This is a genomic window from Streptomyces sp. NPDC001770 (genome assembly GCF_053596135.1).
The window spans coordinates 177,745-197,548 of sequence record NZ_JBSFFN010000007.1; the positions used below are offsets into that span (position 1 = coordinate 177,745).

Consider the following 19,804-nt stretch of genomic DNA (forward strand, 5'->3'; position numbering starts at 1 on the left):
CTCTCAGTAGGCCCCGCGGCCGTCGGTGACGGCGCGCACCGTACGGGCCAGCAGGTTCACGTCGGTGGAGACCGACCAGTTGTCGACGTACCAGAGATCCAGCGAGACCGACTCCTGCCAGGAGAGGTCCGACCGGCCGCTGACCTGCCACAGGCCGGTCAGCCCGGGCTTCACCGCGAGCCGTCTCCGCTCGCGGTCGTCGTAGCCGGCCGCCTCCTCGGGAAGCGGAGGACGCGGTCCTACCAGGGACATGTCACCCCGCAACACGTTGAAGAGCTGCGGGAGTTCGTCGATCGAGGTGCGCCGCAGAGCCCGGCCGATCGCGGTCACCCGCGGGTCGCGGCGCATCTTGAACAGCGGTCCGTCCACCTCGTTGGCCCCGGTCAGCTCAGCCTTGCGGGACTCGGCGTCGACCACCATCGTGCGGAACTTCCACATGGTGAACGGCCGGTCGTGCCGCCCGTGCCGGATCTGCCGGTGGAAGACGGGACCGCGCGAGGAGAGCCGCACGCCCAGCGCCACCGCCAGCAGCAGGGGTGCCAGCAGCACCAGTCCGAACACCGCGCCCGACCGGTCCAGCACCGTCTTCAGCGCCGGCTGCGGCCCCCGCCGCAGCGGCGGAGTGACGTGCAGCAAGGTCATCCCGGCCACCGAGGCGGGGCGGACCCGGGCGGTGGTGACACCCGTCAGCGCGGAGAGCACGCAGAGCGCGATACCACCGTCGTGCAGCCCCCAGCCGAGCCGGCGCAGCCGGTCGCCGCAGAGCAGCGGACCGGGCGCCACGAGGACGAGGTCCACGTCGTACGCGTACGCCCCGGCGAGCACGGTGGAGACGTCGTCGTCCGTCCCGTCGGCGCCGAGCCGTCCGGTCAGCGGCAGCTCGTGCTCGGGCTCCGCCGCCCCCACGGCCACGGCCGCCACGACGGCGTAACCCTCCTTCTGCGTACGGGGGTCGAGGGCGCCCGCCACCGTGTCCACGCCGGACGCGTCGCCGACGACGAGGACCCGCAGGGCCGGACGGCGGTGCGTGGCGCGGGCGCGGCGCCGGACGGCCGAGGTCACCACGACCGCCACCGCCGCGCCGGGCACGGCGGCCACCAGGGCGGAAGTCGGGTCGACGGCGTCGCCGGCCACGGCCCAGGCGATGGCGAGCAGGCCGACGAAGACCAGCCAGTCCCCGAGGACCCCGGCCGTTCCGGTCCCGCCCCGCGCCGGTCCGGCGGTGTGGCGCCCGCGCACGGCCCGCACCCCGGCCCAGGCGAGCGCCGCGACCGCGGCGGTGGGCAGGGCCACCGGCTGCCCCCGCGTGGACAGGACGGCCCAGGCGGGAACGGCCATCCCCATGGTCTCGGTCAGGACCGTGAGGGGCGTACCCCAGCGGCCGGCACGCCGGCCGGGACGCTCTGCGTGACCGGTGGTCAGGTCGCGCTGTGCTGTCGGGGCCCTCCAGAGCTGTTCCAGGGCCGTCGTGCGGTTCCCGGGCGCCGTGGAGCGGGGGCGTGGCAGACGCCGCACTCCCACGGGCCCGGATATATCGGATTCGGGTGTTTCGACATGCCCCATGAACCCCCCAGTCACAGTTGCATCCCTCAAACGCGGCGCACCCGCCGATCCAGGGGACCGACGGATGCGCCATCGCTTGGTGCACGATATCCACACACGTGCTATTTCGCTGGAGTTCCCGTGAAGTTCAGACACAACGGAGGCTTCCACCGCGATCCCGGCCCATTGGTGATCTCTGGTTCCACGAGGCGCTGTTGGGCTGGATGTGCAGGGGTGCGCGATCCGGCCTCCGGACCGACCGGGCGCAACATGGACGAAGTGAACTGCCCTGTCCCGCACAGTATGTGTGGAGCTGAGTGATTCAAGTCCGCCGGAAAGCACAAAAGTTAGCCACGCCACACGGGGGCGCAGCGTGGTGACCCGTCGTGGACGGGGCGGGGCGCGTGATGCCCTGCGGTGCCGGTGGCCGGGGCGGGCGGGCCGGGGTGGCCCCGAGTCGTTCGGACGGATCCGCCTCCGCGCGGCGCGGCGTGGCGGTGCCGGGGCGTGGCGGGGGTGTGGCGGGCGTGCCCGCCTGGGGGATGTCCGTGTCCGGATTCCGGGGTGCGGGGTCGTCGAATCGCCTTGTTCGACGAGGATATCTCGAACGAAAATGTTTCGTTTGTGACGCGCCATTGTTTCGGCGGCAATACATGCCCCAGGATCTGTTCCAGCGCCGACGAACGGCTCAGCACGCAACCCCGTCGGGGTTATTTGTGCCTGAATGGTCAGGTACGTCCAGGCTGTTGTTCTCTCTCCCGAACCGGCGAGAGGGGCGGAGCACCACCTGTCTCTTGTCGAGAGAGTTTCGGAAGATCAGGGAGTCGGACCAGGGTCCTGGTCGGCGCGACGCACCCCGGTCCCACCCTTATGAGGAGTTGCACCATGCTGTCCAGACGACTCGCCCTCGCCATCGCCACCGGTGCCGTGGCCGCACTGACCCTCGGTACGGCCGCCCAGGCGGCCCCCGCCCGTCACGGTGGGCACGGGGCGACGCTGCGTACCCTCGCAGAGCGTCCGGACCTGCTCGTCGGAACGGCGGTCGACACCAGCGCACTGGCCACCGACGCCCCCTACCGGGCCGACGTGGCATCCGAGTTCAGCTCGGTGACCGCGGAGAACGTCATGAAGTGGGAGGTCGTCGAGCCGGCCCGCGGCACCTACGACTGGTCGCAGGCCGACAAGCTGGTCACGTTCGCGAAGAAGAACGGCCAGGAGGTGCGCGGCCACACGCTCGTCTGGCACAACCAGCTGCCGGCCTGGCTCACTTCGGGCGTCTCGGACGGTTCGATCGACACGAACGAGCTCCGCGCCATCCTGAAGAAGCACATCACCGACGAGGTCCGTCACTTCAAGGGCGAGATCTACCAGTGGGACGTCGTCAACGAGGTCTTCGACGAGGACGGCACCTACCGGGACTCCCTGTGGCTGCAGAAGCTCGGCCCGTCCTACATCGCCGACGCCTTCAAGTGGGCCCACGCGGCCGACCCCAAGGCGAAGCTCTTCATGAACGACTACAACGTCGAGGGCGTGAACGCCAAGTCCACCGCCTACTACGACCTGGCCAAGAAGCTCCGCGCCCAGGGCATCCCGGTCCAGGGCCTGGGAATCCAGGGCCACTTGGACATCCAGTACGGCTTCCCGGGTGACGTCGGCGACAACCTGGCCCGGTTCGACGCCCTCGGCCTGCAGACCGCCTTCACCGAGATCGACGTGCGGATGACCTTGCCGGTGGACGACACCAAGCAGGCGCGCCAGGCCCAGGACTACCGCAGGCTGCTCGACGCCTGCATCGCCGTCCGGGGCTGCAAGTCCTTCACCGTCTGGGGCTTCAGCGACAAGTACTCGTGGGTTCCGGACACGTTCTCCGGCCAGGGCTCCGCGAACATCATGGACGAGAACTTCGTGCGCAAGCCCGCGTACACCGCGCTCGCCGACGGCCTCCGCGCCGCCGCGCACCGCACCGGCCGGCACTGACCCGACGTACTCGGGCCGGTGCCGCCATGCCGTCGCACCGGCCCGCCCGGCCCGCGGCCCGTCGCGCGGGATACGCGCCCGGCGCCCCGGCCCGCCCTATGTTTGGCATGCGCATGGCGTGAACGCGCGTGCCCCCTGATCGTGGCCGTCCCCCGGCGGTCAGTTCCTCCCTGTCCGACCACGGAAGAGAGAAGCAGTCATGACCATCAACGTGTCCGACGCGGGCGGGCGACACCGCTCCCCGCTCCGCACCTTCGCCCGCAGGGCCCTCGCCCTCGGCGGAGCGGGCCTCGTCTCCGTCACCGGAGTCGTCGCGCTCTCCGGCAGCGCCCAGGCCGCCGGGAGCACCCTCGGCGCCGCGGCCGCCGGCTCGGGGCGCTACTTCGGTACGGCCGTCGCCGCCAACCACCTCGGTGAGTCGGGCTACGCGACCACGCTCGACACCGAGTTCAACGCGGTGACGCCGGAGAACGAGATGAAGTGGGATGCCGTGGAAGGCACCCGCAACACCTTCAACTTCTCCAACGCCGACTCGATCGTCAGCCACGCACAGAGCAAGAACATGAAGGTGCGGGGCCACACGCTCGTCTGGCACTCCCAGCTGCCGAGCTGGGTGAGCGGCCTCGCCGCCGCCGACCTGCGCACCGCCATGAACAACCACATCACCCAGGTGATGACCCACTACAAGGGCAAGATCTACGCCTGGGACGTGGTCAACGAGGCGTTCCAGGACGGCAGCAGCGGCGCGCGGCGCTCCTCGCCCTTCCAGGACAAGCTGGGCGACGGCTTCATCGAGGAGGCGTTCAAGACGGCCCGGAGCGTCGATCCCGCCGCGAAGCTCTGCTACAACGACTACAACACCGACGGCGTGAACGCGAAGTCCACCGCCGTCTACAACATGGTGAAGGACTTCAAGGCGCGGGGCGTCCCGATCGACTGCGTGGGCTTCCAGAGCCACTTCAACAGCAACTCGCCCGTCCCGTCCGACTACCAGGCCAACCTCCAGCGCTTCGCCGACCTCGGCGTCGACGTGCAGATCACCGAGCTGGACATCGAGGGCTCCGGCACCGCCCAGGCCACCAACTACGGCAACGTCGTCAAGGCCTGCCTCGCCGTGACCCGCTGCACCGGGATCACCGTCTGGGGCATCCCGGACAAGTACTCGTGGCGGGCCAGCGGCACCCCGCTGCTCTTCGACGACAACTACGGCAAGAAGGCCGCCTACACCGCGGTCCTGACGGCCCTCGGCGGCACCTCCGGCGGCGGCACCACCGACCCCGGTACGGGTGGCGGCGGCACGGACCCCGGCACCGGCACGAAGACCTGCACCGCCACCTACACGGCGACGCAGACCTGGCAGGGCGGCTTCAACGGCCAGGTGACCATCAAGGCGGGCTCCGCCGCGATCACCGGCTGGAGCGTCAAGGTCACCCTCGGCGCCAGCCAGACGACCACCGGAGTCTGGAACGGCACGACCGCCTGGGACAGCACCGGCAAGGTCATGACGGTCACGCCCAGCTACAACGGCAGCCTGGCGGCCGGGGCTTCGACCAGCTTCGGGTTCACCGTGCAGGCGAACGGCAACACCGCCGCCCCCACCGTGAGCGTCTGCACCGCGTCCTGACCACCACCGCACGCGCACGCCGAAGACGGCCGCAAGGCCCACGCACGGATGCCCGGTCGCCCGTTCCAGAGGGGGCGGCCGGGCATCTTCGCGTGGGCGGCCGGGTGATGTCCGGCCGTTGCCGGCCGGATGCCGCCCGGGGCTACGGACCGGCCGTCAGGCGGCGGGGGACGCGGCGGGCGGCCGGGAACGCCGGCCCGGCGTCGTGCGCGGTGTCGTCGAGCGCCCCGCCCCGCGGAGGGCCGCCCGGCCCCGGCGCTTCGGTGCCGTCGCCGCCGCTCGTACCGCTCGTACCGCTCGTACCGCTCGTACCGCTCGTACCGCTCGTACCGCTCGTACCGCTCAAGGCGGCCCCGGTTCACCGCCCCACCGCGCCTGCCCCGGACATGCCGGTGCCCGGCCACCCGTCGTACGGGCGGCCGGGCACCGGCGCAGAGGTGTTCAGGTGTTCAGCCGCACAGGGCCCGCTCGGGGCCGTCAGCGCTCCTTGAGCGTCTCCACCTGGAACTCGGCGTGCAGCCGGCGGGTGTGGTCCACCTTCCGTGCGGGGCCCGTGAGCGTCACCTCGGCGGTGAGGCGCGGGTCTGTGGTGGAGGCGCTGAGCCGCAGCTCCAGCGCGCCCGGCTCCACAACGCGTGCGCCGTCGCGGCCGGTGAACGAGGCGAGGTCGGCGGGGACGCCCACGCGCACCCTGGCGGCCTCGCCCGCGGCGAGCTCGACCCGTACGTAACCGGCCAGACGCTGTACCGGCTGGACGACCGAGGCGACCGGGTCGTGCAGGTAGAGCTGGACGACCTCGACGCCGTCGCGGTCACCCGTGTTCCGTACCGTGCACTCCAGTTCGGCCAGGCCGTCCGTGGGAATCCCGGTCGCAGCGACGGCGAGGTCGGACCACTCGAACGTCGTGTACGTGAGTCCGTGGCCGAAACCGAACGCGGGCGTCGGGTCGATGTTGGAGACCTCGTTCGCGTGCCCCAGACGGGCCGCGAGATAGGTGGACGGCTGCGCGTCCGGCTTCTTCGGCACGCTGACGGGAAGCCGCCCGGACGGGGCGACCCGCCCGCTCAGCACGGAGGCGAGGGCACGGGTGCCCTCCTCGCCCGGGAAGAAGGTCTGCACGACGGCCGCGGCCTCGTCCACCGCGCGGCCGAGCGCGTACGGACGGCCCGCCAGCAGGGTGACGACCACGGGGGTGCCGGTGTCCAGGAGCGCGTCGAGCAGCTGTGCCTGCACGCCCGGCAGGGTGAGGGAGCCCGCGTCGCAGCCCTCGCCGCTGGTGCCCCGGCCGAAGAGGCCGGCCCGGTCGCCGAGTGCGGTGATGACGACGTCCGCGTCGCGCGCGGCCGCCAGTGCCTGGCGGAATCCGCCGGTGCTGTCGTCGTCGATGCCGCAGCCGGCCACGGTGACGATCTCGCTGCCGGGGAACTCCGCCACCAACGCCTGGCGCAGGGTCGGCAGTTCGACGCCGGCGGGCAGGTTCGGGTGCTGGCTGCCGACGTGCACGGGGAAGGAGTAGCAGCCGAGCACGGCGGTGGGCAGGTCGGCGTTGGGGCCGATCAGTGCGATGCGCGCGGGGGCGTTCTCGCCCTTCAGCGGCAGGATGCCGTCGTTGCGGAGCAGCACGATGGCCTGCTCGGCGATGCGGCGGGCCAGGGCGCGGTTGGCGTCGCTGTCCAGGACCACCGTGCCGCGCAGCGTCGCCGGGGTGAGTTCGGCCCCGGCGAGCGCGTCGGGCACCGGGTTCCAGCCGGCGTCCAGCAGACCGAGCTGCGCCTTCTGCACGAGGACCCGGCGGGCGGCGCGGTCGATGTCGGCCTCTTCGACGAGCCCCTCGGCGACGGCGGCGCGGAGCGGCTCACCGAACGTCTTGACGGTCGGCAGCTCCACGTCGACGCCGGCGAGGAGCGCGGCGACGGCCGCTTCCCCGAAGGTTCCGACCACACCGTGAAGGGTCTTGAGGAAGGCGATGCCGAAGTAGTCGGCGACCACGGTGCCGTCGAAGCCCCAGGTGTCCCTGAGGAGTCCGGTCAGCAGTTCCTTGTCCGCGGCGGACGGGACGCCGTCGGTGTCGGTGTAGGCGTGCATCACCGAGCGGACACCGCTCTCGCGCACGGCCATCTCGAACGGCGGCAGGATGACGTCGGCGCGCTCGCGCGAGCCCATGCCGACCGGCGCCAGGTTGCGGCCCGCGCGGGAGGCGGAGTACCCGGCGAAGTGCTTCAGGGTGGCGACGATGCCGGCCTGCTCCAGGCCCTTGATGTAGGCCGTGGCGATCGTGCCGACAAGGTACGGGTCCTCGCCGATGGTCTCCTCCACGCGCCCCCAACGGGCGTCGCGCACCACGTCGAGCACCGGGGCGAGCCCCTGATGTACACCGACCGAGCGCATGTCGCGGCCGATCGCCCCCGCCATCTCGCCGATGAGCGCCGGGTCGAAGGTCGCGCCCCAGGAGAGCGGCACGGGGTACGCGGTCGCACCGTAGGCGGCGAATCCCGCGAGGCACTCCTCGTGGGCCACGGCCGGGATGCCGAAGCGGTTGGCGGCGGTGATCGCGCTCTGGGTGCGCAGCAGGGAGAGCGCGCCGAGGGCGGGGTCGACCGGGACCGTACCGAACGGCCGGGTGAGCTGGCCCAGTCCCTCGGGCAGCAGGTCGGCCAGCGGCGGCGGCTCCTCCATGTCGTGCTGGTGCGGGGCGACTTCGGCCCCTTCGTCGGAGGCGCCCACCCAGACTCCGAAGAGCTGGGCGATCTTCTCCTCCAGCGTCATCTCCTGGAGCAGGGCATCGGCGCGCTCGGCCGGGGTACGGGACGCGTCCCGCCACAGCGGGAGCGTCACCTCTTCGGCCGGTTCGGTCTGTACGGACACGTGGTCGGTCACTTTCCTCCGACTCCCATCAGCCCCTGGACCAGGGCTCGCCGGGCGAACAGATATACGAGCAGGATGGGGATCATGGAGATCACGACAGCCGCGAGCATCCCCGGCATGTCGACCCCGTGTTCGGTCTGGAAGTCGTAGAGCCCCATGGTGACGACCTTGGACTCGGCGGACTGCGTCAGGACGAGCGGGAAGAGGAAGCCGTTCCACGCCTGGAGGGCGGAGAAGACGACGATCGTGGAGATCCCGCTCTTGGAGAGCGGCAGCACCAGCTGGAAGAAGACGCGCCGGTGGGTCGCGCCGTCCATCGTCATGGCCTCGTAGAGCTCCGGGGTGATGTCGCGCATCACGCCGGTGAGGATGAGGGCGCACACCGGCATCGCGAAGGCGGCCGTCGGCAGGATGACGCCGATGAGGTTGTCGTAGAGCCCCGCCTCGCTGATCGCGAAGAACATGGGCACGATCACGGCCTGCGAGGGAATGGCGAGCCCAAGCAGGAAGAGCCGGAACACCAGGCTGGTCATCCGGCTGCGGCTGCGGACGATCGCGTACGACAGAGGCGCGACCAGCAGCACCACGATCGCCACCACGGAGAGCGTGACGATCACGGTGTTCAGGAAGTACTGCCCGAACCCGCTGTTGAAGTCGTTGACGTAGTTGTCGAACGTGAAGTGCTTGGGCAGCGCGAACGGCCCGTTGGACCCGTAGTCGGCGCGGCTCTGGAAGGTCGCGACGAGCATCACGTAGAGCGGGAGCCCCACGACGAGGAGCCAGACGGTGGAGCCGAAGCCGGCGAGGAAATTGGGACGGCGCCTGCTCACATGCCCTCCATGGTGCTGTTCATCTTGTCGTAGCCCGTGAGGCGCACCATCACCAGCGAGATGACCGTGGCGACCAGGACCAGCATCACGCCGATGGCCGAGGCCGTTCCGTAGTCGAAGGTCTTGAACGCCTTCTGGTACATGTAATAGGCGCTGATCGTGGTGTCCGTGCCCGGCCCGCCCTGGGTGAGGATGAGGACGGTGTCGAACGTCGTCAGACCGCCGACCACCATGAGGATCATCGAGGTGACCACGCTGTTGCGCAGCTGCGGCAGGGTGATGTGGAAGAACTGCCGGTACCGGCCCGCCCCGTCGATCTCCGCGGCCTGGTAGAGCACCCGGGGCACCGAACGGGCCGCGCCCTGGTAGATCAGCGTGTGCAGCGGGGTGAACTGCCAGGTGCCGACGAAGATCAGGACCCCGATCGCGGTGCTCTGGTTGCCGAACAGGTTTCCGTCGCCGAACAGCCACTTCGCGTGCGCGGGCATACCGAAGTTGGGGTCGAGCACCGCGCGCCACAGCACGGAGACGGCCGTGGCGGAGAGCAGCAGCGGGACGAAGTAGATCGCGGACAGCACGGCCCGGTTGCGCTGGTGTCCGGCGGCCCACACCCCCAGCAGGATGGAGAGCGGGGTCTGCACGACGACGCCGAGGAAGGTGAGCAGCAGGCTGAGCCAGAGACTCTTGATCATGATCGGGTCGTCGAACAACTTCTTCCAGTTGTCGAGACCGGCGAACTCCGGGTCGGAGAGCCCGTCCCAGCTCGCGAAGGAGAGGACGACGACCAGGAGGAGCGGGACGAGGGCGAAGAGGCCGAAGAAGACGGCGGCCGGAGCCGCCCAGGCAAAGCCGGGGCGGCCGGCGCCTTCATGGGAGCGGCCGGGTCGACGGCCGCTCCGCTGGACCCCTTTGCTGGCCGCGGAGACCGCGGTGGCAGTTGTGGTCATGAGAGGTGTTCCCAGTCGGATGATGGAGCGCGGTCAGGAGGTGGGCAGGCCCTGCATCGCCTTGATGAAGCCGTCCACGTCGATCCCGCCGTTGAAGAACTGCTGCACCGCGGTCGACAGGGCCGTGCCGGCGGTCTGCGGGTACGCCTGGTCCCAGGAGAGCTGGAAGGACGGCGCGTTCTTGACGAGGTCGTACTGGAAGTGCACGTAGTCGGGGTTGGCGGCGGTGTCCAGCTGCGCTTCGGTGTTGGTTGTCGTCGGCAGGTTGCCGATCGAGAGCTGCGCCTTCACGAACTGGTCCGAGTACATGAGCTTCAGGAACTCGGCGACCTCCTCCGGGTGCTTGGTCTTCTTCAGCACGGAGTAGAAGTTGTTGGTGTTGCCGACGATGTCGGTCGGTGCGCCCTTGCCGCCGTCGATGCTGGGGAAGGCGCTGTAGTCGAGGTCCGACTTGGCGAAGTCCGGCTGGGAGTCCTGCAGGGTCGAGTACTCCCACGAACCCATCAGCTCGAAGGCCGCCTTGCCGGTGGCGAGCAGCGTGGGCGAGCCGCCGTCGGTGAACTTCACGGAGTCGAAGTTGGTGCCGAAGGCACCGGCGTCGATGAGTTCCTTGAGCTTGGTGAGCGCGGCCTTGCCGTCGGCGCTCGCCCAGACGTCCTTGTCGCCCTTGAGCGCGCTCTGGACGAGCTCCGGGCCGGCGACGCGGTCGAAGAGGTACTCGAACCACATCAGCGTCGGCCACTTGTCACCGCCGCCGAGGGCGATCGGGGTGACGCCCTTCGACTTGAGGACCTTCACGGCGTTCAGCAGCTCGTCCCAGGTCTTGGGGGCCGCGAGTCCGTTCTCCTTGAGCACCTTGCTGTTGTTGAACATCAGCACCGGCTGCGTACCGCGCATCGGGACGCCGTAGGACTTGCCGTCCACCACGGTGCTGTTGAACACGGACGGCAGGAAGTTGTCCTTGAGTCCCGGGTCCTTCGCGATGAAGTCGTCCAGCGGGAGGAGCAGTCCGGCGTCCACGAAGGGCTTGATGCTGCCGCCGCCCCAGTTGAAGAAGACGTCCGGCGCCTGCTTGCTGTTGATGATCGTCTGCAGCTTGGCCTGGTAGTCGGCCCCCGGGATGGTGTCCAGGACCACCTTGACCTTCGACGTCTTGTTGAAGGTGGCGACGAGCTGCTTCTCCACCTTGTTCGTGGCGTCCCCGTAGACCAGCACGTGGATCTTGTCGCCGCCGGATGCGGAGTCGTTGCCTCCACACGCGGAGAGGGACAGGGCCATGGTCAGCGCCAGCCCGCCGACGGCAGCGATCCGTGGGAGCCGGTTGCGTCGCGTCATGGTCTCGCCTTTCGAAAATGTTTCGGCTTCATTACCGAAACTTCATGCGTCGGGACGCTAGGGCTCGACGGCTGGAGGGGTCAACCCTCGGGCCTCAAGTTGCTGATTTGTTATCTCTGTTGGCCAATTGTTCGTGCCCTATGCTTCTCACCATGCGCGATGACGAGAACGTGGGCCGCATCACCCTTGCCCAGGTGGCCCAGCAGGCCGGCGTCTCCATTTCGACAGTTTCGAAGGTGCTCAACGGCAGACAGGACGTCGCGGCACCGACCCGCGTCAAGGTGGAACGCCTGTTGGAGACGCACTCCTACCGGCGGACGACCCGGTCCGCCCGTGAGGCTCCGCTGATCGAGCTGGTCTTCCACGAGCTCGACAGCATCTGGGCGATGGAGCTGATCAGAGGGGTGGAGAACGTCGCCAAGCTCCATGGGGCGGGCGTGGTGCTCACCGAGAGCGGCACCCGCCACTCACCCAGCCCCGAGTGGATCGAGGGGGTGCTCCAGCGGCGTCCGCTCGGCGTGGTGCTGGTCTTCTCCGCACTGCCGGTGGAGTTCAAGCAGCAGCTGCGGTCCCGGTCGATCCCCTTCGTGATCATCGACCCGGCCGGCGATCCCGAACCGGACGTGCCCTCGGTGGGCTCGGCGAACTGGAGCGGCGGCCTCGCCGCGACGCGCCACCTCATCGAACTGGGCCACCGCCGGATCGGCATCATCACCGGCCCCGAGGACATGATCTGCTCCCTCGCCCGGCTGGACGGCTACCGCTCCGCGATGAGCATGGCAGGCCTGGAAGCCTCCTCCGACCTGGTGCTCTACGGCGACTTCCACGTCGAGGGCGGCTACGACCGGACCATGGAACTGCTCGCCCTGCCCGAACCGCCCACCGCGATCTTCGCCGGCAGCGATCTTCAGGCCCTCGGCGTGCTCGAAGCGGCACGGGTCAGCGGACTGCGCGTCCCGCACGACCTCTCCGTGGTCGGGTACGACGACGTGCCGATCGCCCGCTGGTCCAGCCCTGCCCTCACCACCGTCCACCAGCCGCTGCGGCAGATGGCCGAGGAGGCGGTCCAGATGCTGCTGCGGATGCGCGACGAAGCCCCGATGACCACGCGGATGGAGCTCGCCACCAGCCTGGTCGTACGCAACAGTACGGCCGCCCCTCGCGCTTGAGGGACGGCCGTACGGGGGAGCGGGGTCGCGGTCAGCGGGCGTCGGTGTAGGCGCGGACGTCCGCCACGCTCCACCAGTTGGCCGCGGAGGCGGTGAGCGTCATCCGGACGTACCGGACCGGGCGGTGCGGGAGTTCGACGGTGGTGAACTGCCCGGTGCCCGGGGCGTCGGTGACCACGTCGGTCCAGTGCGTCCCGTCGGTGCTCACGGACGCGGTCCAGCCGCGCGGGTAGTCGCCGGTGGAGGAGCCGGTGTCGAAGACCACCCGGTCCGCCTGCCGCTTCCCGCCCAGGTCGACCTGGAGGTACTGGCCCGGGGCCTGCGCCGCGCCCGAGGAGAAGCGGGTGGCGGCGTCGTCGTCGACGGCGTCCGTCGCCGTGCCCGCCGTGGAAGTGGTGGCGGTCCAGCCGGCCGGGTCCACCGCCTTCCCGGCCGTGCCCGAGGAACGGCCCGGCTTCCACACGAAGTCGGCGAGCGCGCCACCGGGCAGCGTGTACGTCAGATAGCGGTCGCCCTCACGGATCGCGAAGGTCTGCGGGTCGTCGCTCTCGTTGTGCGCGACCAGCACCGTGCTGCCGTCCGGGTTCCGGAAGGCGACGTCCTCGACCTGGCCGTTCCAGCCGGTGGTGCCGAAGGAGGTGCTGGCGATGCGCACGGCACCCTGGCCGACGAAGCGGGAGAGGCTGCCGAGGGTGTAGTACTCGGCGTTGCGGGTGACCGTCCCGTCGTCCGCCACCGTCAGCACACCGGTGCACCCGGTGCAGCCGCCCGCGTGCGGGCCGCCCTCCGGATCGAGCGCGACGTTCCAGTTGATGACCGTCTTCGCCCAGTTGCGCGTCGCGCCGATGACCAGGTTGCGGGTGTGCCACTTGAGCGTGTCCGAGAAGGTGCTCTCCGGGACGGACGACTGACTGCCCGAGCATTCGGTGAAGTAGATGTCCTTCGCGGGGAACCGGTCGTGCAGCGCGGTCATCGCGCTCGGGTCGCCGTAGTAGCAGTGGTAGGCGGTGCCCGAGACGTACCGCGCCGCCGACGAGCCCAGCAACTGCTGCGGGTAGGCGTCCGTGTCGGCCGCCTCGTCCGCCGGTGCGCCCACGGTGTCGTCCGGGTGCTCCGACCAGTTGTGGTCGAACGCGAGGATCTCCGTCTTCAGCTTGGCCTTCTTGAGCAGCGGGCCGAGCTGCTCGATGACCTTCGCCTCCTGCCAGGACGGCATGTCCGTACCGGGGTAGCCCTTCGGGTTCCGGTTCTGCGGCTCGTTCTGGACCGTGAGGGTGTCGATGTCGACGCCCTCCGCGCGGTAGGCCTGGACGAACTTCACCAGGTAGGCCGCGTAGGCGCGGTAGACGCGGGCGTCGTCGGTCAGCCGCCCGCCCTCCAGGGAACCGCCCGACTTCATCCACGCCGGCGGGCTCCACGGAGTCGCCACGATCTTGATGCCGGGGTTGATCCGCTCGGCCTGGCGCAGCAGCGGAAGGATCTGCTTCTTGTCGTGGGCGACGGAGAAGTGCGCGAGGCCGTAGTCCGTCCGGCCCGCCGGCATGTCGTCGTACGTGTACGCGGGGCCGTCGGTGAAGTCGGAGGCGCCGACGGGCTGACGCAGGTAGTTCAGGCCGTCCCCGGTACGGGAGTCGAAGAGCGATCGCATGGCGGCGTCGCGTGCCTCCGGGGCCAGGCCGGAGAGCACGGACGCCGAGGAGTCGGTGATCGATGCGCCGAAGCCCGCCATCGTCTGGTACGTCCGGCTGGGGTCGACCACCACGGTCGGGGCGCTGCTCGGCGTGGTGGTGAAGGCGACCGTACCGGCGTCGGCCAGCCGCTGCCTGCCGTCCGGCGTGGTGATCCACACCTGCGCGCCCGTGCCGGCGGCTCCGGCGGTCGGGCTGTGGCCGCTGGTGCCGTGGCCGGTGGCGTGGCTCGGGGCAGCGGCCGCGCCGGGACCGGCGAGTGCGGTGGCGACCAGGACACCGGTCGCGGCGAGGACGGCCTTGGAGATTCTGGGCATGGGGAAGGAACTCCGTGCGGGTTTCGGAGGGCGCCCGGTGAGATTTTCCGACCGGACGGGACGGGACCTTAGCCCAGCCTCCCCCTCGCAGGGAACAGCCCGGACACCCCCACTTTCACGCCGAAAGCGGCGCTGACCTGCACGAATGTGTCCAGTCGGCGGTTCCGTCCAGGGTGCTTCGGGACGCGGGCCACGCGCTAGACGGTGGTCAGCGCGAACCCGTGCCCGGCCGGATCTGCGTAGTACCGCGTGTCGTGGACCCCGCCGTTGTTCCTGGCCTCAACCGGAGTGGCGCCGAGGCCGATCGCCTCCCGCTCGGCCTCGTCCATGTCCTCGCGCTCGACCCGGATCAGCACATGGGCCTGCTGGGAGTCGTCCGGGCGGGGCCAGCTCGGCGGCGCGTACCCGAGATCCCGCCGGATCGCCAGATGCACCCCCGCCTCCCCGACGACCTCCACGTAATCGTTGCCCTGGCCCGGCCTGGACTCGGCGCCCAGCAGGGCGGCGTAGAACTCGGCCAGTTCCATCGGGTCGGCGCTGTCGAGCACGAGGACCAGGGATTTGCGCACAGCCATGCGAGGAACCCTTCTGCGGCGAACGGACACGAACGGACATGCGGGCGCCGGGGGCCGGCGCACGCTCCTCGACGGCCCTGCCGGCGGATCGCGTACCGCGCGCCACCGGCGGCCCGCACACCGTGTGCCCCCGCCCGGACCGGCCAATCCGCTTGCCGGGACGCGAGTTCGTCCACACCCTGGCCGACCTCGACGCGACTCCGGACGGAGCGCGACCCCACGAGGCCCCCGGCGTCACGGTCCCTGCCACCTCGCCCTGCGGACCGGCTCGGCACCCCGTGACCCCCTGCGGGTCTTCCGGTCCAACACCGCGTCTGGGAGCCCACGTTCGGGGCAGGATCCGTCCATGGCATCGAAGAGGCATGTGGCTCTGGCCCCCCGCGCGCTGCGGCAGTTGCGGCGGGTGCGCTCCGTCTACCTGGTGGGCGCCCTGCTGTCCCTGCTCGGGCTGCTCACCCAGGAGGAGGGCCCCGCGGCGACGGGGGGCAGGCCGGTGGCGATCGCGGCCGTGCTCCTGGGGGTGTTCACCGTGCTGCTCGCCGTGACGCTCGTACAACTGTGGCGCCACGCGCGTACGGCACACTGCGGCACCGCCCGGAAGCTGACAGGGGCCGCCTGAGGCCCGCCGGGCCCACAGCGCCGTCGGCGGGGCCGGACCGGCCCGCCGGGGCGCGGCTCCGCGCGCGCTCGCGCCCACCGGGCGGACCCGTGCGCGGAGCCGGCGAGCGGACGGGGATGCTGGACGGATGACGACCTCCGCCGCCCCCGCGATCCGCTTCCGCTTCGGACTCACCCCGCTGGACGAGTTGGCGCCCTGGGGCGAGGAGCGCCCCGTACGGCACTGGTTCGGACTGACCGACGGCTGGTACTGCGTCGATCTCGACGGCCACGAGGTGCTGCGCTACTCCGCCCGCACCGTCGCGGAGTTGAGGAAGGACGGAGTTCCACCGCATCCGTACGTGGACTACTACGTCGCCCGGCTCTGGGAGGACCTGCTCGCGATCGTCTCCGACGCGATGGAACCGGTGCCCGGCGACCTGGCCGGCATCGCCGCCGACCCCTCACCGGGGTGGGAGTGGGTCGACACGCCGGAGGCGGAGGCCGCGGTCGGCTGGCACGGTGCGGGCTACCTGTACACCGGCTATCTGCGTGTCGCCCCGGCCCTGCGTTTCTGCCGCACCGTCGCGGGCGGGGACGACGTGGTGATCGCCGCCTGGGAGCAGCGGGCGGACCCCGAGGGCGTGATCGGATTCGCGGTTCCGCGGACGGGCCGGGTGACCATGCGCACGAGCGAGTTCCTCGCGGCGGTGACCGAACTGGACCGGGCGCTGTTCGCCGTGATGGAGCAACGTGTGCGCGCGATATCGGAGTTCGCGTCGGGGCCGGCTGCTTCCGGGGCCATGGAGCAGCTGCGCCGTGAGCACGCGGACCGGGCGACCTGGCTGCGGCGCGCACGGGACCGGGAACCCGGCACCGACTGGGAGGCCGTACGGAGGGGTGTGCGCGCACTCCTCACCTCGCACCCCCACCTCGATGTCAGTGCCCCCTCCTAGGGTTGGAACGTCACTCGGGGAGCCACTCGGGGGCCGTCGAAGGGGGAGTGGAAGCGTGTCCGGAAACAGGATCCAGCACAAGGTGAACCACGTCGCGCTGGTCGTGGACTGCTCGGGTTCGATGCGCCCGCACCAGGGGCAGCTCGTCCGTGTCGTGGACGAGTTCGTGGCGGGGCTGAAGGCCGAATCGGACAGCCTCGGCCACGAGACCCGGATCAGCCTCTACTCCTTCGACCACCAGGTGGAGAACCTGGTCTGGGACATGGACGTGAAACATCTGCCGTCCATGCGGGGCCTGTACAAGGTCAACAACGGCGCCACCGCGCTCATCGAGGCGTCGCTGAAGTCCCTGGACGACCTCGGCCACATCTGGGAGGAGTACGGCGAGCACAGCTTCCTCCAGATCGTGGTGACGGACGGCGAGGAGAACGCCTCCGGCGGCGACCGGCGGCACGACGGCGACATGACCGTCCTCGGCCCCTGGCTCGACAGGATCTCGGCGAAGATGGGCGGACTTCCGGGGCACTGGACCTCCGCGATTCTCGTACCGAACTCCCTCGCCAAGCGGACGGCCCAGAACTACGGCTTCCCGGCCGGGAACATCGCCATCTGGGACGCCGACTCCAAGGAGGGTGTCGAAGAGGCGATTGGCACCGTGCGCGCCGCCGCCACCAGCTTCCTCCGGGGCCGCGAACAGGGCGTGCGGGGCACGAAGAACCTGTTCGCCGTGGGCCAGGACATATCGGTGGACCAGGTGCGGGCGAGTCTGGAGCCGATCGCGGCGGACAAGTACCGCCTCCTCAAGGTCGACCAGGAGATCGAGATCCGGTCCTTCGTCGACTCGCACCCGGGCGTTTCGTACCAACGCGGCGCCTGCTACTACCAGTTGGGTGCCCGGGTGCAGGTCCAGCCGGACAAGGAGGTCATCGTGGTCGAGAAGGACACCGACCGCGCGTACACGGGCGACGCCGCGCGCAGCATGCTGTTCGGGACCGGCATCCGCGGGACCGTCTCCGTGAAGGCGGGCACCAACCCCAAGCTGGAGGTGTACGTGCAGAGCCGCTCGGTGAACCGCAAGCTCAAGGCGGACACCCGTCTCCTCATCATGCTCTGATCCACTCCGCTCCGAATCGAATGGACGTTCCGCTCAGCAGGGGCGTACGTTCCCTCTGCCCGCCCGATGCGGGCCACCTTCTCTTTCATCCGTCCGGGGGGACCCTGTCGTGTCCGAATTCGTCGCACCAGCTCAGCAGCCGGCCTGGCCGGGCGCCCTGCCGCCTCAGCCGCCGCCCGCCCCGGAGGGCCTGCTGAAGGCCGTCGTCGCACTGCTGGGCCTGGTGGCGCTCACCGACCTCTTCGCCGTGTTCGCCGACCTGAGGGTGGCGAGCCTGGTCGGCGGCGACAGGAACTTCGCCGTCACCCCTGCCGAGGATTTCGACGCGGCGGACAGTCTCTACGGAGTCGCCGGCCTGCTCCAGGCCGTCGCGTACCTCGCCTGCGTGGTCGTCTTCATCACCTGGTTCTTCCGGATGCGCCGGTACGTCGGAGCCCTGGCGCAGGACGCGTTCGAACGGGGCCCCGGCTGGGCGATCGGCTCGTGGTTCATTCCGGTCGGGGCGCTGTGGATGCCCTTCCGCATCGCGCTCCAGATGTGGGACGCCCCCACCCGGACCCTGGGTTCCGAACCGGCCCGGTACCCGTCCTCCTGGCCGGTGCGGCTGTGGTGGAGCCTCTTCGTCCTCTCGGGCGTCGCCGGGCGGTTCGCGAGCGGCTACGACATCGACGCACCGCTCGCGGAGATCAGGAGCGCCGCCCTGCGGACGGCGGTGTCCGACGGCCTGGACATCGTCGCGGCCGCGGCCGCGGTGTACTTCGCCGTGCGTCTGACGGCTCTCCACCGCCGGCCGTCCCCGGAGTCCGTCCACGCCGCCCCGGTCCGGCCGGGCTCCCCGGCACTCTGACCACGGGTTGGCCGAGGTGCCTGCTCACGGGTCCTGGCTTCGGGTCCTGGCCTCGGGTCCTGGCTTCGGGTCCTGGCCTCCCTCGGGTCCTGGCCAAGGTGCCTGTTCAAGGGTCTCGGCCAAGGCTCTCGGCCAGGGCTGCCGTCAGTGGCCGGCGGCGGCCTTGACCAGGGCGACGGCCAGCCCGATCGCGGCGTCGAGCGCACCGGCCAGCAGGGCGACCGCGGTGCCGTTGCCGAGCCGGACTCCGCCGTACCAGCCCCAGCCGAACAGACCGGCCACGCTGACCCCGGCCGCCGCGAACAACGCGGTCTCCAGGTACATCACATCCAGAGCGGCGGCGCCGATCAGGATCAGCGGGCCGACGGCGGAGAGCAGCAGCGGGCTGCTGACCCACAGCATCCGGCGCAGCTCGGCACGCGTGGCGATGCGGCCGTGCACCGTGCGGTGGGCCTGCTCGTCGGCGACGAGCGTCGCCAGCCAGAGGCCGATGGCGGCGGCCGCCACACTGGCCGCCGCCCCGGTCGGGGAGGGGTGCTCGGCGGCCGACAGGCCGATCACCACGGAGATCATGGTGATGGTCGCGTACAGCCGTTCCTTGAGCCAGGTGAGCCGGTCGGCGGGCTGCTCCGCGCCCTTGCCCGCCGCGCCCCCTGCGGTGTCGGCCGGGCGCGGTCGGCGTCCCCCGGTGCTGTCGTGGGCCATGCGGCCAGCGTAGGTTTCGGGGCGCCCGATCCGGCGGCCCTTCGGGGCCGTGTCTTCGGTGGCCGGGCGGGGCGGGGCGGGGGGAGGCGTACGCGGGCCGGGCGGGGCGCGCGCGTACGCGGGCCGTGCGGGGCGGCGCGTCGCGGACCGTGGCGGCGGCGCGCCCCGCTTGCCGCCGGAGGGGCGCGGAAGGCAGGGTTCGTGGCTGTGGCCACCCTGCTGATCGTTCATCACACGCCGTCGCCGAACTGCCAGGCGCTCTTCGAGGCCGTCGTCTCCGGGGCGTCGGCCGACGGCATCGAGGACGTCCGCGTCGTACGGCGCGCGGCCCTCTCCGCGACCGCGTCCGACGTCCTCGCCGCCGATGGTGTCCTGCTCGGCACCCCGGCGAACCTCGGGTACATGTCCGGCGCCCTCAAGCACTTCTTCGACCAGATCTACTACCCGTGCCTGGACGCCACGCGCGGCCGGCCCTTCGGCTACTGGGTGCACGGCGGGAACGACGTCACCGGCGCCGTGCGCGGGATCGAGGCGATCACCACGGGCCTGGGGTGGCGGCGAGCGGCGGACGCCGTGACGGTCACCGGGGAGCCGGCCAAGGCCGACGTGGAAGCCTGCTGGGAACTGGGAGCGACCGTCGCCGCGGGCCTGATGCCCTGACGCCCCGGCCCCGCTCGCGACAGGGCCGGCCCACCAGTGAGGTGTACGTTCGTACG

At 70.7% G+C, this 19,804-nt stretch carries 17 protein-coding genes; 8 read left to right on the forward strand and 9 right to left on the reverse strand.

Going from position 1 to position 19,804, the window contains the following annotated elements; all coding sequences use genetic code 11:
• Positions 1-3: 3 nt before the first annotated feature.
• A complete protein-coding gene (locus ACWCSV_RS09380) occupies positions 4-1,563 on the reverse strand; it encodes an exopolysaccharide biosynthesis polyprenyl glycosylphosphotransferase (RefSeq protein WP_451140143.1) in 1,560 nt (519 codons plus the stop codon).
• 864 nt (positions 1,564-2,427) lie between these two features.
• On the opposite strand from ACWCSV_RS09380, the gene ACWCSV_RS09385 reads away from it, so the two are divergent.
• Positions 2,428-3,519 carry an endo-1,4-beta-xylanase gene (locus ACWCSV_RS09385; protein WP_451140145.1) on the forward strand — a complete coding sequence of 364 codons (1,092 nt, stop codon included), beginning with the start codon at positions 2,428-2,430 and terminating at the stop codon, positions 3,517-3,519.
• A 199-nt stretch (positions 3,520-3,718) separates the two neighbouring features.
• Positions 3,719-5,143 (forward strand): endo-1,4-beta-xylanase, encoded by a 1,425-nt coding sequence (locus ACWCSV_RS09390; protein ID WP_451140147.1) that lies wholly within the window; start codon positions 3,719-3,721, stop codon positions 5,141-5,143.
• Positions 5,144-5,285: 142 nt separating this feature from the next.
• On the opposite strand, the gene ACWCSV_RS09395 is transcribed toward ACWCSV_RS09390, so the two are convergent.
• The 5 genes from ACWCSV_RS09395 to ACWCSV_RS09415 all read right to left on the reverse strand — a co-directional run bounded on the left by ACWCSV_RS09395 (position 5,286) and on the right by ACWCSV_RS09415 (position 11,120).
• The gene (locus ACWCSV_RS09395; RefSeq protein ID WP_451140149.1) at positions 5,286-5,489 is read right to left on the reverse strand and encodes a hypothetical protein; all 204 of its coding nucleotides are present in this window, start codon (positions 5,487-5,489) and stop codon (positions 5,286-5,288) included.
• Between the two features lie 131 nt (positions 5,490-5,620).
• Entirely contained in the window at positions 5,621-8,020 is a 2,400-nt protein-coding gene (locus ACWCSV_RS09400; RefSeq protein WP_451140151.1) for a beta-xylosidase/alpha-l-arabinosidase, read from the reverse strand.
• Positions 8,017-8,838, reverse strand: coding sequence for a carbohydrate ABC transporter permease (locus ACWCSV_RS09405; RefSeq protein ID WP_451140153.1), 822 nt, complete (start codon positions 8,836-8,838; stop codon positions 8,017-8,019). The genes ACWCSV_RS09400 and ACWCSV_RS09405 overlap by 4 nt, the downstream gene beginning before the upstream one ends.
• Positions 8,835-9,785, reverse strand: coding sequence for a carbohydrate ABC transporter permease (locus ACWCSV_RS09410; protein WP_451140155.1), 951 nt, complete (start codon positions 9,783-9,785; stop codon positions 8,835-8,837). Before ACWCSV_RS09410 ends, ACWCSV_RS09405 begins: the two co-directional genes overlap by 4 nt.
• A gap of 33 nt (positions 9,786-9,818) precedes the next feature.
• Complete coding sequence (locus ACWCSV_RS09415; RefSeq protein ID WP_451140157.1) at positions 9,819-11,120, reverse strand: ABC transporter substrate-binding protein; 1,302 nt, start codon at positions 11,118-11,120, stop codon at positions 9,819-9,821.
• Between the two features lie 140 nt (positions 11,121-11,260).
• Here ACWCSV_RS09415 and ACWCSV_RS09420 point away from each other — a divergent pair, with 140 nt between their 5' ends.
• Positions 11,261-12,289: a LacI family DNA-binding transcriptional regulator gene (locus tag ACWCSV_RS09420; protein ID WP_451140159.1), complete on the forward strand. Its 1,029-nt coding sequence runs from the start codon at positions 11,261-11,263 to the stop codon at positions 12,287-12,289.
• Positions 12,290-12,320: 31 nt separating this feature from the next.
• On the opposite strand, the gene ACWCSV_RS09425 is transcribed toward ACWCSV_RS09420, so the two are convergent.
• On the reverse strand, positions 12,321-14,294 hold the full coding sequence (locus ACWCSV_RS09425; protein WP_451140161.1) for a discoidin domain-containing protein: 1,974 nt from the start codon (positions 14,292-14,294) through the stop codon (positions 12,321-12,323).
• Positions 14,295-14,491: 197 nt separating this feature from the next.
• A complete protein-coding gene (locus tag ACWCSV_RS09430; protein WP_451140163.1) occupies positions 14,492-14,869 on the reverse strand; it encodes a VOC family protein in 378 nt (125 codons plus the stop codon).
• A gap of 346 nt (positions 14,870-15,215) precedes the next feature.
• On the opposite strand from ACWCSV_RS09430, the gene ACWCSV_RS09435 reads away from it, so the two are divergent.
• From ACWCSV_RS09435 to ACWCSV_RS09450, 4 genes are all read left to right on the forward strand, one after another.
• Positions 15,216-15,488 carry a hypothetical protein gene (locus ACWCSV_RS09435; RefSeq protein WP_451140165.1) on the forward strand — a complete coding sequence of 91 codons (273 nt, stop codon included), beginning with the start codon at positions 15,216-15,218 and terminating at the stop codon, positions 15,486-15,488.
• Positions 15,489-15,615: 127 nt separating this feature from the next.
• Entirely contained in the window at positions 15,616-16,422 is an 807-nt protein-coding gene (locus ACWCSV_RS09440; RefSeq protein WP_451140167.1) for a DUF5984 family protein, read from the forward strand.
• A 55-nt stretch (positions 16,423-16,477) separates the two neighbouring features.
• Positions 16,478-17,536 carry a VWA domain-containing protein gene (locus tag ACWCSV_RS09445; protein ID WP_451140169.1) on the forward strand — a complete coding sequence of 353 codons (1,059 nt, stop codon included), beginning with the start codon at positions 16,478-16,480 and terminating at the stop codon, positions 17,534-17,536.
• Between the two features lie 109 nt (positions 17,537-17,645).
• On the forward strand, positions 17,646-18,383 hold the full coding sequence (locus ACWCSV_RS09450; RefSeq protein WP_451140171.1) for a DUF4328 domain-containing protein: 738 nt from the start codon (positions 17,646-17,648) through the stop codon (positions 18,381-18,383).
• A gap of 144 nt (positions 18,384-18,527) precedes the next feature.
• Here the strand turns inward: ACWCSV_RS09450 and ACWCSV_RS09455 are convergent, their stop codons facing one another.
• Positions 18,528-19,088, reverse strand: coding sequence for a hypothetical protein (locus ACWCSV_RS09455; protein ID WP_451140173.1), 561 nt, complete (start codon positions 19,086-19,088; stop codon positions 18,528-18,530).
• A gap of 207 nt (positions 19,089-19,295) precedes the next feature.
• On the opposite strand from ACWCSV_RS09455, the gene ACWCSV_RS09460 reads away from it, so the two are divergent.
• Complete coding sequence (locus ACWCSV_RS09460; protein WP_451140217.1) at positions 19,296-19,748, forward strand: flavodoxin family protein; 453 nt, start codon at positions 19,296-19,298, stop codon at positions 19,746-19,748.
• Positions 19,749-19,804 lie beyond the last annotated feature (56 nt).